The sequence below is a fragment of the Acinetobacter sp. WC-141 genome (assembly GCF_000313935.1).
Lineage (GTDB): Bacteria > Pseudomonadota > Gammaproteobacteria > Pseudomonadales > Moraxellaceae > Acinetobacter.
In genome coordinates, this window is the sequence record NZ_AMSS01000072.1 from 59,298 (window position 1) to 79,194 (window position 19,897).

The 19,897-nt window shown below is 40.0% G+C and carries 20 protein-coding genes and 1 riboswitch; of the genes, 12 read left to right on the forward strand and 8 right to left on the reverse strand.

Annotation, left to right across the window (positions count from 1 at the left end; all coding sequences use genetic code 11):
* Positions 1-6: 6 nt before the first annotated feature.
* The 3 genes from ACINWC141_RS14420 to ftsW all read left to right on the forward strand — a co-directional run bounded on the left by ACINWC141_RS14420 (position 7) and on the right by ftsW (position 2,986).
* On the forward strand, positions 7-258 hold the full coding sequence (locus ACINWC141_RS14420) for a DUF6587 family protein (protein WP_009392323.1): 252 nt from the start codon (positions 7-9) through the stop codon (positions 256-258).
* Positions 259-418: 160 nt separating this feature from the next.
* Complete coding sequence (gene murD, locus ACINWC141_RS14425; protein WP_009392329.1) at positions 419-1,765, forward strand: UDP-N-acetylmuramoyl-L-alanine--D-glutamate ligase; 1,347 nt, start codon at positions 419-421, stop codon at positions 1,763-1,765.
* A gap of 24 nt (positions 1,766-1,789) precedes the next feature.
* Positions 1,790-2,986, forward strand: a complete 1,197-nt coding sequence (gene ftsW, locus ACINWC141_RS14430; protein WP_009392256.1) for a putative lipid II flippase FtsW — start codon at positions 1,790-1,792, stop codon at positions 2,984-2,986.
* A gap of 49 nt (positions 2,987-3,035) precedes the next feature.
* Here ftsW and gluQRS read toward each other — a convergent pair whose 3' ends face one another.
* The 6 genes from gluQRS to ACINWC141_RS14460 form a co-directional block, all read right to left on the reverse strand.
* A complete protein-coding gene (gluQRS, locus tag ACINWC141_RS14435) occupies positions 3,036-3,968 on the reverse strand; it encodes a tRNA glutamyl-Q(34) synthetase GluQRS (protein ID WP_009392367.1) in 933 nt (310 codons plus the stop codon).
* Between the two features lie 2 nt (positions 3,969-3,970).
* Positions 3,971-4,507: an RNA polymerase-binding protein DksA gene (gene dksA, locus ACINWC141_RS14440; RefSeq protein ID WP_004640678.1), complete on the reverse strand. Its 537-nt coding sequence runs from the start codon at positions 4,505-4,507 to the stop codon at positions 3,971-3,973.
* Positions 4,508-4,717: 210 nt separating this feature from the next.
* Positions 4,718-5,530: a 3',5'-cyclic-AMP phosphodiesterase gene (cpdA, locus tag ACINWC141_RS14445; protein ID WP_034678741.1), complete on the reverse strand. Its 813-nt coding sequence runs from the start codon at positions 5,528-5,530 to the stop codon at positions 4,718-4,720.
* Complete coding sequence (locus ACINWC141_RS14450) at positions 5,527-6,162, reverse strand: NUDIX domain-containing protein (protein WP_009392264.1); 636 nt, start codon at positions 6,160-6,162, stop codon at positions 5,527-5,529. The genes cpdA and ACINWC141_RS14450 overlap by 4 nt, the downstream gene beginning before the upstream one ends.
* Before the next feature lie 75 nt (positions 6,163-6,237).
* Entirely contained in the window at positions 6,238-8,115 is a 1,878-nt protein-coding gene (thiC, locus tag ACINWC141_RS14455; RefSeq protein ID WP_004795134.1) for a phosphomethylpyrimidine synthase ThiC, read from the reverse strand.
* A gap of 88 nt (positions 8,116-8,203) precedes the next feature.
* Positions 8,204-8,338: riboswitch (TPP riboswitch) on the reverse strand.
* Positions 8,339-8,372: 34 nt separating this feature from the next.
* The gene (locus ACINWC141_RS14460; RefSeq protein ID WP_009392369.1) at positions 8,373-9,458 is read right to left on the reverse strand and encodes a hypothetical protein; all 1,086 of its coding nucleotides are present in this window, start codon (positions 9,456-9,458) and stop codon (positions 8,373-8,375) included.
* Positions 9,459-9,565: 107 nt separating this feature from the next.
* Between ACINWC141_RS14460 and ACINWC141_RS14465 the strand changes: the two genes are divergently transcribed.
* From ACINWC141_RS14465 to phoU, 4 genes are all read left to right on the forward strand, one after another.
* The gene (locus ACINWC141_RS14465) at positions 9,566-10,147 is read left to right on the forward strand and encodes a TetR/AcrR family transcriptional regulator (RefSeq protein WP_009392294.1); all 582 of its coding nucleotides are present in this window, start codon (positions 9,566-9,568) and stop codon (positions 10,145-10,147) included.
* Entirely contained in the window at positions 10,140-11,045 is a 906-nt protein-coding gene (locus tag ACINWC141_RS14470) for a DMT family transporter (RefSeq protein ID WP_009392327.1), read from the forward strand. Before ACINWC141_RS14465 ends, ACINWC141_RS14470 begins: the two co-directional genes overlap by 8 nt.
* A gap of 81 nt (positions 11,046-11,126) precedes the next feature.
* Entirely contained in the window at positions 11,127-12,473 is a 1,347-nt protein-coding gene (gene abuO, locus ACINWC141_RS14475) for a multidrug efflux outer membrane protein AbuO (RefSeq protein ID WP_034678743.1), read from the forward strand.
* A gap of 105 nt (positions 12,474-12,578) precedes the next feature.
* Positions 12,579-13,301, forward strand: coding sequence for a phosphate signaling complex protein PhoU (gene phoU / locus ACINWC141_RS14480; protein ID WP_000075183.1), 723 nt, complete (start codon positions 12,579-12,581; stop codon positions 13,299-13,301).
* Positions 13,302-13,607: 306 nt separating this feature from the next.
* Here phoU and ACINWC141_RS14485 read toward each other — a convergent pair whose 3' ends face one another.
* Complete coding sequence (locus ACINWC141_RS14485; protein ID WP_004699209.1) at positions 13,608-13,877, reverse strand: oxidative damage protection protein; 270 nt, start codon at positions 13,875-13,877, stop codon at positions 13,608-13,610.
* Positions 13,878-13,886: 9 nt separating this feature from the next.
* The gene (argH, locus tag ACINWC141_RS14490; protein WP_009392307.1) at positions 13,887-15,320 is read right to left on the reverse strand and encodes an argininosuccinate lyase; all 1,434 of its coding nucleotides are present in this window, start codon (positions 15,318-15,320) and stop codon (positions 13,887-13,889) included.
* Between argH and ACINWC141_RS14495 the strand changes: the two genes are divergently transcribed.
* The 5 genes from ACINWC141_RS14495 to ACINWC141_RS14515 all read left to right on the forward strand — a co-directional run bounded on the left by ACINWC141_RS14495 (position 15,311) and on the right by ACINWC141_RS14515 (position 19,893).
* Entirely contained in the window at positions 15,311-16,450 is a 1,140-nt protein-coding gene (locus tag ACINWC141_RS14495; RefSeq protein ID WP_009392334.1) for a sensor histidine kinase, read from the forward strand. The genes argH and ACINWC141_RS14495 overlap by 10 nt on opposite strands.
* 60 nt (positions 16,451-16,510) lie before the next feature.
* Complete coding sequence (locus ACINWC141_RS14500) at positions 16,511-17,251, forward strand: LytR/AlgR family response regulator transcription factor (RefSeq protein ID WP_009392287.1); 741 nt, start codon at positions 16,511-16,513, stop codon at positions 17,249-17,251.
* Between the two features lie 101 nt (positions 17,252-17,352).
* Positions 17,353-18,270 (forward strand): hydroxymethylbilane synthase, encoded by a 918-nt coding sequence (gene hemC, locus ACINWC141_RS14505; RefSeq protein ID WP_034678757.1) that lies wholly within the window; start codon positions 17,353-17,355, stop codon positions 18,268-18,270.
* 4 nt (positions 18,271-18,274) lie between these two features.
* Positions 18,275-19,042, forward strand: coding sequence for a uroporphyrinogen-III synthase (locus ACINWC141_RS14510; protein WP_009392364.1), 768 nt, complete (start codon positions 18,275-18,277; stop codon positions 19,040-19,042).
* Between the two features lie 8 nt (positions 19,043-19,050).
* Positions 19,051-19,893, forward strand: coding sequence for a hypothetical protein (locus tag ACINWC141_RS14515; protein ID WP_009392347.1), 843 nt, complete (start codon positions 19,051-19,053; stop codon positions 19,891-19,893).
* The last annotated feature ends 4 nt before the right edge of the window (positions 19,894-19,897 follow it).

Genomic DNA, 19,897 nt, shown 5'->3' on the forward strand with positions numbered 1-19,897 from the left:
TTGTATATGATTCAATATCTGATTATTGCGGTTTTAGTGATTTGGAGTGCGGTTGTTGTTTTTAAGAAAGTATTTCCAAAAACAGCAAATTCCGTCTTTTCTTCACTCTCTGTATTTTGTGAAAAGCAGGGTTGGACAACCTTAGCAACATGGCTTAAACCAAAAATGACCTTTGGTTGTGCTGGTGGTTGTGGTTGTTCAAACGAAGATAAACCTACCAATACAGTTCAAGAAATTAAGCCAATCAAATGGCAATAAATTTAGTATTTCCTGTTTCGTTTAAAAAGCCATCATATTGATGGCTTTTTTACGCACTGACACAAAAAAAGATGAATAAAGTTCAAACTGAAAAAGCATTCAAAACAGCAAAGTGCTAACATTTTTGCCATTCTGTCGATTGATAAATTGTGGGGCAAAAATGTTAATACAACGTGGTGGATTAAAAGTTGTCGCAGGCTTAGGAATATCAGGTGTTTCTGCTGTTAATTTCCTGCATGAACAAGGCTACCAAGTTGCAGTAACGGACTCTCGTCCAACCCCTCCTGGTCATGACCAGATTCCAGCTGGTGTTAAAACCAGTTTTGGTCAACTTGACCAAGAACTATTATTACAAGCAGAAGAAATTATTTTAAGCCCAGGCCTTGCACCACAATTACCAGAAATTCAGGCAGCTATTGCTCAAGGCATTTCAGTAGTAGGCGACATTCAACTATTACGTCGTGCGACCGAAGTGCCTATTGTGGCTATTACGGGTTCTAATGCCAAAAGTACAGTAACAACTTTAATTGGTTTAATGGCTAAAGATGCGGGTAAAAAAGTTGCTGTGGGTGGCAACCTTGGACGACCAGCTCTAGATTTACTTAAAGATCAACCTGAATTACTTGTACTTGAGCTATCAAGCTTCCAGTTAGAAACCACATCTCACCTAAATGCTGAGGTTGCTGTAGTTCTTAACATGAGTGAAGACCACCTAGATCGTCACGGCGATATGTGGGGTTATCACCAAGCAAAACACCGTATTTTCCAAGGCGTTAAAAAAGTTATATTTAACCGTGATGATGCTTTAAGTCGCCCTCTTGTTCCAGATACAACACCAATGCAAAGCTTTGGTCTAAATGCACCAGACTTAAATCAATATGGTGTTTTAAGAGATGGTGATGGCACGCTTTGGCTTGCACGTGGTTTGCAGCGTTTAATTAAAAGCTCAGATTTATATATTCAAGGCATGCACAACGTAGCCAATGCTTTAGCTTGTTTGGCATTAGGTGAAGCAATTGGTTTGCCTATGGAATCTATGCTTGAAACGTTAAAACAATTTAAAGGATTAGAGCACCGCTGTGAGTATGTGAGAACTGTACATGATGTACGTTATTATAATGACTCTAAAGGGACTAACGTTGGTGCTACACTTGCAGCAATTGACGGTTTAGGTGCTGCAATTGAGGTTAAAAAAGGTAAGGTTGCCTTGATTTTAGGTGGGCAGGGTAAAGGTCAAGATTTTGCTCCATTACGTTCTTCTATCGAAAAATATGCCAAAGTTGTGGTATTGATTGGTGAAGATGCACCTATCATCGAACAGGCTATTCAAGGCGCAACTAAAATTTTACATGCAGCAACGCTTAAAGAAGCTGTAGAGCTGTGTCAACGTGAAACACAAGCTGAAGATGTGGTGTTGTTATCACCAGCCTGTGCAAGTTTTGATATGTTTAAAAGTTATAATGATCGTGGTCAGCAGTTTGTTGCCTGCGTCAATTCGTTGGTTTAAAGAAAACATGATTAGGAATGTAGTATGGCAGGCTTAGCTCAGACCACAATCCAGAAAATCAATCATTGGTATGAACGGATATTGCCTAAATGGCCAGCGGAAGTGACGCCACGTAATGTCCTGATTTTCTGTGTCGTTGCATTATTGTGTATCGGTTCAGTGATGGTGGCGTCTGCTTCGATGCCCTATGCTGAATATATGCATGAAAACCCGTTTCACTATGTGATTCGTCATGGTATTTCGATTGTTGCTGCGGCTGTGGTGGCATATTTGACCTATCGGATATCACTCAATACGTGGTTTAAAAATACTTTCCCGCTGTGGCTGTTGACCATGGTTCTGCTGCTTGCTGCTTTGGTGGTAGGTTCAGAAGTGAACGGTTCTACACGTTGGATTAAGATCGGTGGCTTTACTTTACAGCCAACCGAGGTTGCCAAAGTCATGATGGCAATCTTTACCGCAGACTATGTTGTGCGCCGTGCCAAAGAGGTTCGTACTCATTGGAAAGGCTTATTACGTTTAAGTGGTGTGATGGCAATTACGGTTGGTTTGATTATTGCTGAGCCTGACTTGGGTGCTACGATCGTAATTGTATTGATGATGGTCGGGGTATTCTTTTTATCTGGTGCGCCGCCAACACAGTTCTTAATTATGCTTGGTGCGATTGTAACCGGTATTGTCTTTTTGATTTTGTTTGAGCCGTATCGTTTCCAGCGTTTGATTTCGTTTACTGACCCATGGGCAGATCCATTAGGGGTAGGTTACCAGTTATCAAATGCATTAATGGCCTTTGGCCGTGGTGAATGGTTTGGTACAGGCTTAGGGCACAGTGTCCAAAAGTTATCTTATTTGCCAGAAGCACATACTGACTTTATGTTGGCCGTGTTAGGTGAAGAATTTGGTTTCTTTGGTATTTCGATTGTCATTGGTTTGTCTTTCTTGATGTTGGCATGCTGTATCAAAATTGGTCATCGTGCATTGAAGCATCATTACCTTCGCGCAGGCTATTTGGCTTACGGTATTAGTATTATTTTCTTGCTCCAGATCTTGGTAAATGCGGGCATGAATATGGGGCTGATGCCGACTAAAGGTTTGACTCTGCCATTTATTAGTTATGGTGGTACATCTTTAATGATGTGTGCTGCGATGATTAGCTTGATCTTAAAGATTGATGCTTCAACCCAAGAAGTAAACCCAGAAAGGGAAGAATCAAACTTCTAGTTGAACATTTAGGCATGAGAAAACCCGATTTGATATCGGGTTTTTTTATTTATAAGTAGGTTCCGCTGAGCTCTTGTCCATGTGGAATTAAGTCTACATTCCACTGCGCTACCGCTTGTTTAAGCATTACGTTAGGCTGGTCCAAATCAACGCTAGGTTGCCCTAATGCTTGTATTGCTTGTTGCAGCAATTGAGGCGCTTTAGATAAATCGAGTGCCTGAGCAAGATTTTGTTTAGAAAGCTTTTGCCCTTGATCATTCATCGCAAGGGGAAGGTGCATATAGCTCAGTTTAGGATAACCTAAGAGCTCACCAAGCCAGATCTGACGTTCGGTGTTATCTAGTAAGTCTGCGCCCCGAACGACATGGGTGATGCCTTGTAGATAATCATCCACGACGACAGCAAGTTGATAGTTAATAATCCCGTCACGACGTTTAAGAACAAAGTCTCCAAGGTCGTGTTGCAGGTTAGAACAATGAAGTCCTTGTAGTCGATCATCGAAACAAATTTGCTGATCCTGAACTTTTACCCGAATTGCTTGGCCTTGAAAATCGAGATTGAGATCGCGACAAGTCCCTGCATAGATTGCATTTGAACCCAGCATTTTACGCGTACATTGACATGCGTAGATAAGACCCTCTTTTTTAAGTTGGTCTAATACACTTTCATAAATATCTAAACGGTTTTTTTGAAAAATAATTTCTGCATCGGGTTCGAACTGGAAGGCTTCCAGTGACGTGAGAATATGATCTTCACTGCCCGGATAAATACGAGGGATATCTGTGTCTTCGACACGAACGAGCCATTTGCCTTGGTGAGCTTTTGCATCACAGTAACTGGCAACGGCAGTAATGAGTGATCCAAAATGCAAAGGGCCGGTTGGCGATGGCGCAAACCGACCTGAGTAGCGAATCAGCGACACATCGTTTCGCTGATTCGCAAGAGCTGAGCTGTGCTCAGCTAGAAGATTCTCAACAGTCACAATTAACCGTTATTTTGCTTCTCTTTGATTTCTGCTAAAGTTTTGCAATCAATACATAGAGTTGCTGTTGGACGTGCTTCTAAACGACGTAAACCGATTTCGATACCACATGTTTCACAGAAACCGTAGTCTTCGTTTTTAATTGCTTCCATAGATTGTTCGATTTTACGAATTAATTTACGTTCACGGTCACGTGTACGCAATTCAATTGCAAACTCTTCTTCTTGGGTGGCACGGTCATTTACATCTGGCAATGCAGTTGATTCGTCTTGCATCGTATTCAACGTACGATCAACTTCAGACATTAATTCAGCTTTCCATGCTTGCAGAATTTGTCGGAAATGCTCGAGCTGTCCTTCAGACATGTACTCTTCATTTTTCTTAGGTTGATAAGGTGCAATACCAAATAAACTTGCAGTTGTGCCTATGTCAGAAGTTTTAGGTTTCACTTTACGTGCACGTTTTGCAGAAGCTTTTTCACCTTCCACTACAACTTCTGTATGTTCATCCAAAACTTGGTTGTGGTTGTCATTCGCCATAATAGGGCATTCCTCATCATACACGTATTATCTATACGCAAAAAATATGGTGATATGCAAGTGTTTTTATAGAAAACCATCGATGGATTTTCCCATCGGGTCGTCATCATATAGATTTTTCCTGCAAGATGATAGTCATTCCGCCTCGTAAATATTTTCAAAACGTGTTTACCCTAGTCATAATTGCATATAAGCATATAAGAAATAGGGCTAATAGCCTGAAATATCAGTGTTTATAAGGCCCTGAAAATTTTCAAGACGGATGACTTCTGTTTCAAAACTACCATCGTTTTTTAGACGAATGTAACGGTAGCCGGGAGCATTTTGGTCTAGGGCAAACTCATTACTAAACGGTTTGAACTGAACACTTGTCGATGGTGTCGAGAAAAATTCGATCCCTTGCCAAGTGTTTAGGGAGTCTTGGTGAACATGCCCGCAGACTAAAGCTTTTACATTTTCAAATGGAGCCAACGTTGTAAGTAACGCATTAGAATTTTGTAACTTGTGATGATCAATCCATTTAGATTTCATTGCAAAAGGATGATGATGACAAGCCAGCAAAACAGGGTTATCTGAAAACTCTTCGAGTAATGCCGCTAAATTTTGTAGTTGTTCTGGCGACAGATGTCCATCAATCTGACCTTTTACTGCACTATTTAATAAAATAACGCGCCAGTTTCCTAAGCAAATGACCACAGGTTCCTGATGGTTCTCTTTATGCAGTGGAAAGTGGTCAACGTTATCATGATTACCTAGTGTCTGAAAAAATGGCAGACCTAACGTTTGCATATATTGAATATAACGTTTGTAGGTAATAGGCGTTGGTGCTTGAGCCAGATCTCCAGTGTGGATAATGGTATCAGTTTCAGGATGTTTTTTTAGGATCTGTTGAATAATGGCATGAAAACTTTCTTCAGGATTCATACCCACAAATTCTAAGTGTGGATACTCCAATAGGTGGGTATCGGTAATTTGTATAATGACATGGTCTTTTTGTGAAAGTGTTGAGACTTGAAAAGTCACCGTCCTACCTCGTCGGATTTTATTATCGTTGTGATGTGTTGAGATAGCCATTGTAACGCCATAATGACAGGGGCATTTCTCAAACGTCCTTGACTCAATAATGTTGATATTTCGCTGTAGTCAAACAGGTGTAAAAGAATATTTTCACCTTCATCAGGCATGCCAAAAACCCCGCCTTCTGTTGGTAAATCTGTTTCGGCAGCATATAAGTGAAATAGTTCTGAACACGCCCCAGCAGATGGATAAAAGCTAAATAGATGATGTAAATGATTAACTGTGCATCCTGACTCTTCAAGTGTTTCACGGCGAATACAGCTCTCCGGCGTTTCATCTCCATCTAATACACCTGCAATGACTTCCAATTGCCACGGCGAATCGGGGTCATTAATTGCACCTACACGAAATTGTTCAATCAGCGCAAACTGTTGTCTTTGATCGTTGTAGAGTAGAACGCCAGCCGCTTCTGGGCGATGAACAAGTTCACGCTGCAATATAGGGGTATATTCAGGCTGATTAAATAGACGATGTCGAAGACTGACTTTTTCAACTTGAATAAAACCACGGAATAGAGATTCGCGTGATGTTACTTCGACATCTTTAGATGTATAACTTGGACGTTCAACAATACTCATGATTCGATCAGGACGAAATCTATTTATTTCATCCTAACCGAGAATCATGGCTAGGCAAGTGTTTTTTTTGAATATTTACACTTTATGATACAGTTTTTGACCTTGTTCTTGATAAACCTCTTTCATGGCTTTGAGGCCTTCTTCAACCTCTGAATTGCTATTAGTGAGGTTGTTGGCATAGTCACGAACATTCTGGGTGATTTTCATCGAACAGAACTTCGGTCCACACATTGAACAGAAGTGAGCAGATTTATGAGCCTCTTTTGGTAAGGTTTCATCATGCATGCTACGCGCTGTGTCAGGGTCTAGACTTAAGTTGAACTGATCATCCCAACGGAATTCAAAACGTGCTTTTGACAAGGCATTGTCGCGAACTTGCGCACCCGGATGTCCTTTCGCAAGGTCAGCAGCATGTGCCGCAAGCTTGTAGGTAATAATCCCGTCTTTAACATCTTTTTTGTTTGGTAAACCCAAATGCTCTTTTGGTGTTACATAACAAAGCATCGCTGTGCCGTACCAACCAATCATGGCTGCACCAATTGCAGAAGTAATGTGGTCATAACCCGGAGCGATATCTGTTGTTAAAGGCCCAAGCGTATAGAATGGCGCTTCTTTACACACTTCTAGCTGAAGGTCCATGTTTTCTTTGATCATGTGCATTGGTACATGACCAGGACCTTCAATCATGACTTGAACATCATGTTCCCATGCACGATGAGTCAGCTCGCCTAGTGTTTTAAGTTCGCTGAACTGTGCTTCGTCATTTGCATCTTGAATACAACCCGGACGTAAGCCATCGCCTAAGCTAAATGAAACGTCATAGGCTTTCATGATTTCACAGATTTCATCGAAATGAGTATATAAGAAGTTTTCTTCATGATGTGCTAGACACCACTGTGCCATGATTGAACCACCACGAGACACAATACCTGTTAAACGGTTTGCGGTAAGTGGTACGTAGCGGAGTAATACACCTGCGTGAATCGTGAAGTAGTCAACGCCTTGCTCAGCTTGTTCAATCAGTGTGTCTTTAAAGATTTCCCATGTTAGGTCTTCTGCAACACCATCAACTTTTTCAAGTGCTTGATAAATTGGTACGGTACCGATTGGAACAGGTGAGTTACGAATAATCCATTCACGTGTTTCATGGATATTTTTACCTGTCGATAAGTCCATAATGGTGTCGGCACCCCAACGGGTTGCCCAAGTCATTTTGGCAACTTCTTCATCAATTGAAGAACCAAGCGCCGAGTTACCAATGTTGGCATTAATTTTAACTAAGAAATTACGGCCAATAATCATTGGCTCAAGTTCTGGATGGTTAATGTTGGCAGGAATGATCGCACGACCTTCAGCAACTTCTTGGCGAACAAATTCAGGTGTAATTTCTTTTAAGTTTTTTGCACCGAAATTTTGTCCAGCATGTTGACGCATATCAACACCTTCACGCTGGCGTTGATTTTCACGAATTGCAATATATTCCATTTCAGGTGTGATAATACCTTGCTTGGCATAGTGCATTTGCGTGACATTTTTACCGGCTTTAGCGCGGCGTGGGTTTTGAATGTGAGCAAAGCGGATATCAGCTGTACGAATGTCTTTTAAACGTTCTTGACCAAAAGTTGAAGTTAAGCCAGAAAGTACGTCAGTATCGTTACGTTCTTCAATCCAGTTCTGGCGAACTGAAGGTAAACCTTTGTCTAAATCAATTTGAACATTTGGATCTGTATAAACACCTGAAGTGTCATAGACCATAACAGGGGGATTATGTTCACCGCCCAGACCAGTTGGAGTATCTGTTAAAGAAATTTCTCGCATTGGAACCTGAATATCAGGACGAGAGCCTTCAATATAAACTTTTTTAGAAGCGGGTAAGATGCGGGTTAAATCTTTTGCATCTTGTTCATGTTGAGCTGAAATTTCAGCAGAAGAGAGATTCGTTAACTGGTTCATTACATGATCCTTATGAATAACATCAACGAATCAAGCACGACCAAAAACGATGGCGGATTTATCTTTACAAGATAAATTTAAGGCTTAAGTTTTCAGATGGCTTGATTCCTACGCAGGTCTTAACCTGATCAGGTTCAACGGTACTCATGTTCAAACTTGTGTTGCGATAACACGAAATTTACACAATCTCAGCGAGTTATTACTCGCGCTCCGTCAAGCGATTTACAGACTAACATGTTTTAGGTTGGGTGGCATTGTCAATTTGTATCTATACAAACCGCATCCATATGGCAGTCACGATAGACTTCAGTGTTCCATGGAGAGTCTAATTTTAATAGCTGCTCAAGTTGTTCATGAGTCATCTGATAATTTGATTTTTTATCACCATTCTTATCAGTTAAATCTATTTTAAATTGTGCTTTGCGTTCCTCTACAGGCGTGGCAATAAACTTAAGAAATAGTTGCGCAGGTTTCGCTAAACTCGACTGATTTTGTGTAGATAGAAAGCGAATTTGTTGAAGCGCCTCTTTATCAAACCATGTGTTCGGTGCATATTCATCTGATACAGGCGTATTATCGAGACCAAAGAAAATAAAATAGCGATATTCGTTAAAAAGTAGTTTTGCATCATTAATAAAATGGCTTTTTGGATATTTTTGAATAAATTTTTCCCAAAATAACGCATGTTCAGTGAGCTCTTTCCAAGAAATAGCCAACGCACCATCGTTATAGAAAATATTTTGATTGTCTTTTGCCATACGAGTTAAAAACTCTTTCTGTTCTGCTGGTAAGGCATTAGAAAAAACATCAACTAAATAGTTTGGCTGACGTCGATAGGTAAACATGCCTTCGCCTTGATAGAGAAGTTCAATGTAGGCTTGGCCTTCATGTTGAAGTAAATATTGATCACGTGGGCTCAGTTGGTCGAAGAGCTTTTTCTGACTTTGAATGACCTTTTTAAGGTCTTGCTGTTTATGTTCTAAAATGGCATAGCCAAATGCTTCAAACGCTCTACCTGTTTTTTCAGTGTAGTCTTGTTTAATAAAACGTTGATACATGGCAGTTGATGCATCAATCAGCTTAAGTTGCTCATCATTTTTTAACGAAGGAACACAGGTTTTAAGCTTTTCATTAATTTGATTTAAGTCTTCTATTTTGCTGTTTTGATTAATTTTTTGCATGGCTGCCATAATTTGTAAGCAACTACTGTCTTGTTTTTGAGTGGCCTTTTGCTCAGTTGATTTTTGCTCTTTAGATACAGCCTGATCTTGCTCTGATGTTTTATTACATCCAGCTAAAAGTAGTGCGCTGCACATACTCATCATTAAAACTTTTTTCATCATTGTACTTTTATAGAAATTAATATTGCTCAAATTATAACGCTTAAAAAGATTGCATCATTGTTAGAAATCTTTATTATTAGGTAGGTCGGTCTACTTAAATTATAGCTATGAATGATAAAACAGCAAGACAGAAAATTCTCGATGCCGCTTCAACTTTATTTTATAACGATGGCATTACTGCAACTGGAATTAACTCAGTTACGGCTAAAGCAGATGTTGCTAAGATGTCGCTTTATAATAATTTTTCTTCAAAAGGTGAGCTTGTCGATGCCTACATTGCTGCGCGCCATCAAGAGTGGCTTGATCTCTACCAAATACGTTTAGAACGAACCAAAACAGCGAAACAAGCCATTTTAGCTGTGTTTGATGCCTATCAAGACCATGCAGAATTCGCCTATGAAAAAGGCTTTCGAGGTTGTGGGTTATTGAACGCTGCGGCTGAGTTTCCGGCCAATAGTGCAGGGCGAAGTTCGGTAAGACAGCATAAAGAAGAAGTTGAGGCTATTGTTGCTGAGCATTTAAAAAAATTAATACCCGACTCACAGCGTGTTAACTATGTGGCTACGCAGCTTTCTTTTCTTTTAGAAGGTTCTATGGCAAGAGCAGGCTTAGAAGGAAACAGTCGTCAACTTCTATTAGCAAAACAAATGGCAGAAGATATTTTAAATAGAGAATGTCCACATGATTAGCCTCATTAAAAATAGTAGCTATGGAGGCACAATTGCGATTTTAGTTGCTTCTGTTTTGTGGGGAACAACAGGTACTGCGGCCGCATTTGCTCCGACACTTGGCCCACTTGCTATTGGCGCTGTAGCGATGGGCGGTGGAGGTCTCTTACAAGCTTTGATTGCGTCAAGAGCGATACGGGAAAACCGTCAATTTATAAGGGAAAATCTTTCAATACTGCTTTTAGGTGTAGCGGCGGTGGGTATTTACCCTTTGGCTTTTTATTCCTCAATGCATTATGCCGGCATTACGATTGGTACTGTGGTTTCAATTGGTACTGCTCCACTAATCGCAGCAATTTTAGAACGATTCTTTGATCGCAAAGCTTTGACTGCTATCTGGTTCCTAAGTTTTGTGTGCGGTGTGCTTGGCGTAACGATGTTGTCGATGGGTGAAAGTCATGCGGTTCTAGACGATACAAATCAATGGAATAAATACTTCGGTATTTTTCTTGGGCTTGTCGCAGCTACAACTTATTCACTTTATTCATGGGCTGCAAAAAGATTAATAGATCGAGGTATTGCCTCAAAAGCTGCAATGGGCATGATTATGGGTGGTGGGGCAGTTATTTTGCTTCCTACTTTGTTGGTTACAGGTGGTGGGTTATTACACAGTTCAACCAATTTACTTGTGGCTGGTTATATGATGCTGATTCCTATGTTTTTGGGTTATTTACTTTTCGGTTTTGGACTAAAAACAGTAAATGCTAGTAAAGCGACCACCTTAACTTTATTTGAACCTTTAGTTGCTGCGATTTTTGCGATTGTGTTGGTAGGTGAGCATGTTTCATGGGTGGGCTGGATAGGCATGTTTTTGATTTTTATTTGTATTTTAATATTATCGAAAACTAAGAACACTTAAAAAAACTAAAACTTTTAATGGCTTGAGTTTGATTCGAATTTTTCTTAGTCTTAAGGGCAAGTTTTATCGTTGATTTGAACAATGAAAATAAAATTAATGGTCGCCGTTGGCCTTTGGAGTTTTGCGTCTTCGAGTTTTGCTCTAGATTTGGTTGAAGCTTATGAGCGCGCAAAACAAAATGACCCGACATGGCAGGCCAATCAACAACAATTTGAAGCAGATCAACTGAACTTGGGCTTGGCAACTGGAGCGTTATTACCCACCGTTACACTGTCTGGAAATATTACTCGTAATCGACAAACTGTAAAACGTTCAAACTTTCCGGGTATTGATCAAGAAGGCCTTTCAGATGCTTTAGTGAGTAATACTTCAACCACCCGCCAAGCGACCTTAACTGCACGTCAGCCACTATTTCGTATGGATGCTTGGGAAGGTTATAAACAAGTTAAAACTTCGGTTGCCTTAAGTGAAATTACCTTAAGACTGCAAAAACAAGATCATGTTTTAAATGTGGCAGAAGCCTATTTTAATGTATTGCGTCAGCAGGCGTTGAGTGTTGCATACTTACAAGAAGAAAAGGCTTTGCTTGAACAGCTCAATATGATGAATGCCAAACTCAAAGAAGGGTTGGTGGCACGTAGTGATGTGAGTGAAGCAAATGCCCAATATCAAAATGCCAGAGCCAATCGTATTTCAACCAATGTTCAATTACTTTTAGCTCAAGAACAGCTTTCTGAATATATTGGTTCTTATCAAGATAAGCTTGCTGTATTACGAAGTGATTTCAATTTTCAAAAGCCCTATCCGGCAGAGCTTAATGATTGGCTTTTTTTGGCCCAGCAAAAAAACCTAAAGATTCAGCAAGCCCGCTTACAGCAAAAATATAGCGAAGATCAGCGCCGTGTAGAAAAGGCAGCGCTTTATCCCCAAATAGATGCTGTGGCAAGCTATGGCTATACCAAACAAACACCAGAGACGCTCATTTCGACTGACGGAAAATTTGATCAGGTTGGGGTAGAAATGAACTGGAATTTATTTAATGGCGGACGGACCCGAACATCAATTAAAAAAGCCACTGTGGAAGCCAGTAAAGCGCAGGCACAACTTGATGCAGCGATTCGCCGTGCCAATGTCGATGTGAAAAGTGCATTTATGCAGGTCGATACCGATCAAGCCAAACTCGAAGCAAGAAAAGCTGCAATGGATTCATCTTCTTTGGTTTCTCAAGCCTCGAAAGCAAGTTATAACGAAGGCCTAAAAAGTATGGTTGATGTTTTATTAGCGCAGCGTAATGCTTTTTCTGCAAAACAGGATTATCTTAATGCTCAATATGACTATTTATTAAATGTGCTTCGTTTAAAAGCTGCAGTAGGCCAATTAGGTGAAAAAGATCTGGTTGAGCTCAATAGCTGGTTAACGTATCAGTAATAAAATGCTTTTATCTGAAATTTAATTTTGTCATAAAAACTTAATGATTGCTGTGTTTTAATGCTCAATCATTTTATTCCTGCGCCATCATGTTGGAGGCTTCCCTTGAGTCCGAGTAATCCGGTGTTAAGCCATCATATTTCTTCTCAATTTAATGAAGATTTGCAAGATGTAAACACAAAGTTTATGACCATGGGTGGCTTGGTCGAACAACAGGTCGCAAATGCAATTCATTCTTTGCTTGATACAGACGCAAATTTAGCGATTGATGTTCAATTTAAAGATAATGCAGTCAATCAATACGAACGTGATATTGATGAGGGCTTGACGTTAATTTTGGCCCGTCGTCATCCGGCAGCGATCGACTTGCGTATGGTTATTGCCATGAGCAAAGCCAATACTGACCTTGAGCGTATTGGTGACGAAGCTGCAAAAATTGCACGCATTGCACAGAACCTTTGTGAAGAGGGCGGTTCGCCTCGTGGCTACATGGAAACACGTCATATTGGTAATCAGGTTCGTGTCATGATTCATGATGCACTTGATGCTTTTGCGCGTTTAGATGCAGACCAAGCTTTACGTGTACTTTTAGCCGATGCTGACATTGACCGTGAATATCAATCAGCAACACGTACATTAATGACCTATATGATTGAAGATCCACGCCATATTGCACGTGTGATTAACGTGATGTGGGTTTTACGTTCTTTAGAACGTATTGGCGACCATGCGCGTAATATTGCCGAACAAGTGATTTATATGGCAAAAGGCTTTGATGCTCGTCATACCAAAATTGAAGAAATTGAAGCTAAAGTCCACGAAAAGTAAGACTTAAGCTGAAATACTTAAAAGCCTTGTTTAAAACAAGGCTTTTTTATTTTTAAAATAATAGATAAAAAAATGTCCCGAACTTTGGGGGGAAGTGCAGGACAGAAAATCAAGTGCATAAACACGACAGGGATCGTGTTCTTCTTGCTATAAATTGATATTAAGTTTTTAGCTTTTTGATGTCATGTAGAGTCCTGTTCGCTCTATGTAAGGCTTTTTATGCTTGTGTAAGTTTCACGTAAAAAAAGGCGGATCTATGTATATAAACCCGCCTTTTTTAATGATGAATCAGCTAAAACAAACCGATTACTCTGGTTTCCAGCCTTCAGCTTTTTCTACACTTTCATCATTGTTAAAGAACTTCTCACGTTGTTCTTCAAGAAACTTCTTCGCATCTGGTTCAAACACGTTTAAGCGCTTTTCATTAATCAGCGTAGTTTGGTGTTGTAACCATTCTTGCCATGCTTGTTTAGAAACATTTTCAAAAAAATCTTGGCCTTTAGCACCAGGGAAAGGAGCGAAGTCTAAACCTTCCATTTCCTTTTGATATTTGCGGCAAAATACTTGGCGACTCATGTTTTATCCTTAAGCGTATAACTGTTCTAAACGTGTATGGGCACGAGCAATCGCAGCTTCAACCTGTTTTGGTGAAGTTCCGCCAATATGATCACGTGCATTTACAGAAGCTTCTAGTGTTAAAGCTTTATCAAATACATCTGCTGTAATTAAGTCAGAGAATTGTTGTAATTGCTCAAGTGTTAACTCAGATAAATCTTTTTCTTCAGCAACACCTAATGCAACAGCTTTACCTACAATTTCATGAGCATCACGGAAAGCAACGCCTTTTTTCACTAGGTAGTCAGCAAGATCGGTTGCAGTAGAGAATCCGCGAAGTGCAGCTTCACGCATGATTTCAATATTTGGAACCAATGCAGGAATCATATCTGCGAAAGCCATGAGTGAACCACGAACCGTATCGATTGCATCAAATAAAGGTTCTTTGTCTTCTTGGTTGTCTTTGTTGTATGCCAATGGTTGACCTTTCATGAGCGTAAGTAAGCTAATTAAGTCACCAAATACACGGCCAGATTTACCACGAATAAGTTCTGGAACATCCGGATTTTTCTTCTGCGGCATAATTGAAGAACCAGTACAGAAACGGTCAGGAATATTCACAAATTTGAACTGTGCAGAAGTCCAAAGAATAAGTTCTTCTGACATACGTGATAAATGCATCATGATCAGTGCTGCAGCAGCATTAAATTCGATGGCAAAGTCACGGTCAGATACGGCATCAAGAGAGTTTTCAGATACAGCTTCAAAACCTAAAAGTTCTGCTGTATAAGCACGATCAATCGGATAAGTTGTACCAGCAAGAGCAGCAGAACCAAGTGGTAGGCGGTTAACACGTTTACGGCAGTCTTGAAGACGTTCGGTGTCACGCACTAACATTTCAAACCAAGCCAGTAAGTGGTGACCGAAAGTCACAGGCTGAGCAGTTTGTAAGTGTGTGAAACCCGGCATAATCGTATTTACGTTTTTGGCTGCCAAGCCTAACAGGCCTTTTTGTAGGCGTTCTAATAATTTTAAAATATCATCAATTTCGTCGCGTAAGTAAAGACGAATATCCGTTGCAACCTGATCGTTACGGCTACGACCTGTGTGTAGTTTTTTACCTGTAATGCCAATACGTTGAGTCAAACGTGATTCAATGTTCATGTGAACATCTTCAAGATCGATGCGCCATTCAAAGTTTCCAGCCTCAATTTCTGAGCGAATGGTGCTTAAACCTTCAATAATGTCATCGCGTTCTGCTTCTGTGAGTACGCCAACTTTAGCAAGCATGGTAGCATGCGCAATAGAACCCGCGATGTCTTGTTTATAAAAACGCTGGTCAAACTGAACAGAGGCGGTAAATTCAGCTACAAAAGCATCCGTCGCTTCAGAAAAACGACCACCCCACATACCTGAAGTTTGGTCTGGGGTTACTGAATTAGGGGGATTTGAAGATGTGGTCATGGTGGCTCAGTAAAATAAAAAAGAGTATATCACTTGCCGAAGCTCAACAAACAAAGTTGTTTCCTACAGCATACCGAAATCAAAATTCTTCCTATTTTTTTACGAAAAACGGGCGTTGGCAACACTTATTCGAATTAATTGTTGCAAGTAATGTTTTGGCACTGGTTTTGGCATTGGCTGAAGCGCAGTCTTGGCAAGCATTAAGCGGTGGACGCCTTTTACAATACATCGTTTTTATTAATTGGGTGATATTGTCGTTTTTTGCCTTGGTTGAACGCCTTCAAGATTTTTTTAGCAGCTTACGTCAAGAATTTGCCTTGGTTATCGGTTTTGTCATGTTGCAAGGTATTGTGGTTTTATCCACTTTAATGAGTAATTTTTTTCAGTTTGGTCTTTTAAATAAACATGCTTCTTTAACACAGGGCTGGAGCATTTATTTTACCAATGTGCCTTTATATCTAAGCTATGGAATATTACTGGGGGCTTTCTGCTTACGTTATTTATATCTCAGAGAACAGTGGTTACATCAACAAAATGCAGAGTTAAATGCCCGTATTCAGGCCATGCAAGCGCGAATTCATCCTCATTTTTTATTTAATAGTTTAAATAATGTGGTGAGTTTAATTGCGATAGATCCAGATAAAGCAGAAGGTATGTTGATTAGCCTGTCACGTTTATTTCGTGCCAGCTTCCAAGAGTTGAAATTGGTAAGTCTGCATGAAGAAATCGAGCTGAGTAAACAGTATTTAATGATTGAACAGGTGCGTTTGGGGGAGCGTTTAAAAGTAGATTGGAAGATTGAGCTTTCACCTGTGCAATTAAAACAGGTCACTATTCCTTTATTGACATTACAACCTTTGTTAGAGAATAGTATTTTTCATGGGGTAGAACCAATGATGGGGAAAGCAACCATAGGGGTATTGGTTGAAATATTGCAAAATCAGGTCAGTATAGTCATTACCAACCCATATACAGACGATACAATAAATTCACGGAAAGGGCATGGAATCGCGCTTGAAAATGTAAAACAACGCCTGAAAGCATATTATGGGAACTCCGTTAGATTTCAGGTTTATAAAGGTAAAGCCTTATATACCACCATTATGAGCTATCAATATCAAACAAAATAATAAGTTAGTCAGAGTTAACCATAAAAAAATGGATCAAGTTAACGGTGACAAGGAGGATGAATGAAGGTGCTGATTTGTGATGACGAACCACTTGCAGTGGAGCGATTATCACGTTTAGTTTCAAAGATGGGACATGAAGTTGTATCAACGGCTCATCATGGACAAGAAGCCTTGGAACAGGCGCGGCTTCATCAACCGGATGTAATTTTACTTGATATTCAAATGCCAGGTATGAATGGTCTTGTCTGTGCAGAACAGTTAAGTCAGCTAAATCCTCGACCTGCGATTGTATTTTGTACTGCCTATGATCAACATGCATTGGAAGCATTTAAATCTCAGGCTCAAGCTTATCTTCTTAAACCAATTGATCCTCAAGAACTTGAACAAGTTTTTAGTCAACTGACTCAGCTTACTCAAGCACAGCTCAATGCTTTGCCACAACATGATTTTTTACATGCTCTAAAAACTCAGCGACATCAAATTGCTGCAAAAACCTATCGTGGGGTTGAGCTGATTCCTGTTGAGAATATCTATTATTTTTTAGCAGATCAGAAATATGTCACGGTGCGCCATCAAAATGGCAGTGTATTAATTGATGAAACTTTAAAAGAACTCGAAACCGAATTTGCAGATCAATTTATTCGTATTCACCGAAATGCGTTGGTTGCGGTTGCATATTTAGATGGACTGGAGTTGGTCAGTTCGGGGCAATATCAGGTCCGATTACGTGGTCTGGACGAACGACTTTCGGTGAGCCGTCGACATTTATCTACGCTTAGAGAGCGAATTCATCAGCTCTAAACTTAAAAAGAGTTAGCTTGGACATGCGAGATTTTACTTGCAATTTTAAGGGATCAAGTTAAGTTTAGGGTGTATTGTTTGACCAGCCCATGCTTGAATTTATGAAAACCTTGAAAATTGCTACACGACAAAGCCCACTTGCTCTTTGGCAGGCAGAATATATTCGTGCCCGATTACAGGAGCTTCACCCAGATTTAACGGTGGAGTTGGTTAAATTTGTCACACAGGGTGATAAAATTTTAGACACACCTTTAGCAAAAATTGGTGGGAAAGGGCTCTTTGTTAAAGAGTTAGAAGCAGCACTTTTGGATGGGCGTGCAGACTTAGCTGTGCATTCAATGAAAGATGTGCCGATGGCTTTACCAGAAGGTTTAACCTTGGCAGTAATTTGTGAACGTGAAGATCCATTAGATGCTTTCGTTTCAAATCAATTTGAAAAATTTGCTGACTTACCTCAAGGTGCAAAAGTTGGTACCTCAAGCTTGCGTCGTAAATCTCAGATTTTAAAACAACGTCCTGATTTGCAAATTATTGACTTGCGTGGAAATGTTGGAACACGTTTAGCGAAGCTAGATGATGGTCAATATGATGCGATTATTTTAGCGAGTGCTGGTTTGAAGCGTTTAGGATTGTCAGAACGCATTCGTCATTGTTTAACACCAGACATTAGTTTGCCTGCGGTGGGTCAAGGCGCATTGGGCTTAGAATGCCGTGCTGCTGACCAGGATGTATTAGCTTTAATTCAACCATTATTGCACGAAGAAACAGACGTTTGTGTGCGTGCTGAACGTGCTTTTAATGCCTATCTTGAAGGTGGTTGTCAGGTCCCAATTGCAGGTTATGCAACACTACAAAATGGACAAATCCATATTGAAGGGCGGGTCGGAAGCCCTGATGGCCAAACATTATTACGTGCTGAACTGACAGATGAAGCCAATAACGCTCAGCAATTGGGTGAAAACCTTGCTCGAAACTTACTTGATCAAGGTGCTGGCGAGTTATTGAAGGCTCTCTATTAAAACTATGTTGTTTATTAATACTCGACCTGATTCGCGTGCAGCTGAATTAACAGAAGCTCTGCAAAATAAGGGATATCAGGTTGAGTCTTTACCTCTTTTAGAACTTGTTGCCAAACCCTTTTCGGAACAATTACTTCAGCTTTACCAGCAAGTAAGTAAAGCGCAAGCGATTGTTGTGGTCAGCCCAACTGCTGTTGAGGTGGGCATGAAGTATTTAGCACAAAGTGGCTTAAAACTAGCTGACTTGAAGCATATTCAGTGGATTGCTGTGGGGCAGGCAACGGCCAATTGTCTAAATGAGTATGGAATAGAAGCACATATTCCCGATGTTGAAACCTCTGAGGGGATGTTAAATCTACCTATTCTTCATAATATGAAGCAGGCAGGTAACGTCGCTTTTTGGCGAGGAGAAGGTGGGCGTCAATTTATGATGGAGACCTTGCAGCAGCAAGGCATTCAGATTTTAAATTTCGTTTTATATCATCGGCAGTGCCCAGAAGCTTCATATTCTACATTCAAACATCTGACACACAATTCAAATTATAATTTAAACAAATGGCTAGTCTTAATTACCAGTGAGGCCAGCTGGAAGTATTGGTTAGAGCTTTGTTCAAAAAATAATGTACAACCTGATTGTGTATATTTGGTTTTAGGGCCACGTCTTTTTCAAATTGTTAAAGAATATCGTGATCAGCAACAGGCCCATTTTCACATTATTCAACTTGAAAATTTATCGCCTTCGGGGATGATTCATCTCATTCAGGCATTATAAGGATTCGTATGAGAAAACTTGTTTCTATCATCATTATACTGGGCATGGCTTGGTTGGCTAAGCTCAGTTACGATATGTGGCAAATTTCTCGTACTGTTCCTGAGCTTAAGCAAAGCTTGCTTCAATCAGAACAGCACTATGCCAATCTAAATGATCAATTGGTTGCTTTACAGCGCCAACTACAGAATCAACCTGTAAATACAGAAAATAAGTTGAGTGCTGACAGCAATTTAGAAGCCCCACCGATGGGTATTGCCCCTACAGTTTTAATAAAACAAAAGTTAGATTTAATTCAATTTGCAATTGATCAGCAGCAGCTGATTTACGCAGTTGATCAATTAAGTCAGTTACAGCAATCTCTTGTGCATTATGAAATTGCTCCAGCATTGCAACATAGCTTAAATCAATCGCTTGAGCAGGATAAGCAAGCAGTTCAACAATTCAGTTTGGCCCAAAATCAACGCCATCAATTGATTGACGATTTATTACAGACGATTGATAAAAATATTCAGCAAGCTTTAGCTCGGCCTAAGCTTGAGATGGATCAATCTGAGTCTGTGTCTTGGTGGAAAAAATGGTTCCGTATAGAAAAAGTAGAAACGCCGTCTATTAATTTAATGAATCGAAGTGTGGTGCTTAAAGAAGTGCAATTAAGATTATTGATTGCTGAACAGGCACTCAATCAAGGGAAAATGACAGAGTACCAAAACGAGTTGCAATCTGTTATGCAAAAACTAGATGAAATGCCTGATGGAGCGAGTCAGCAGTTAAAAAAACGTATTGCTAAAGTGGCTCATTTATCTGTCGTACCTGTTCCTAAATTATCTACACTTGGTCTAATTGGCTCATAAGGAG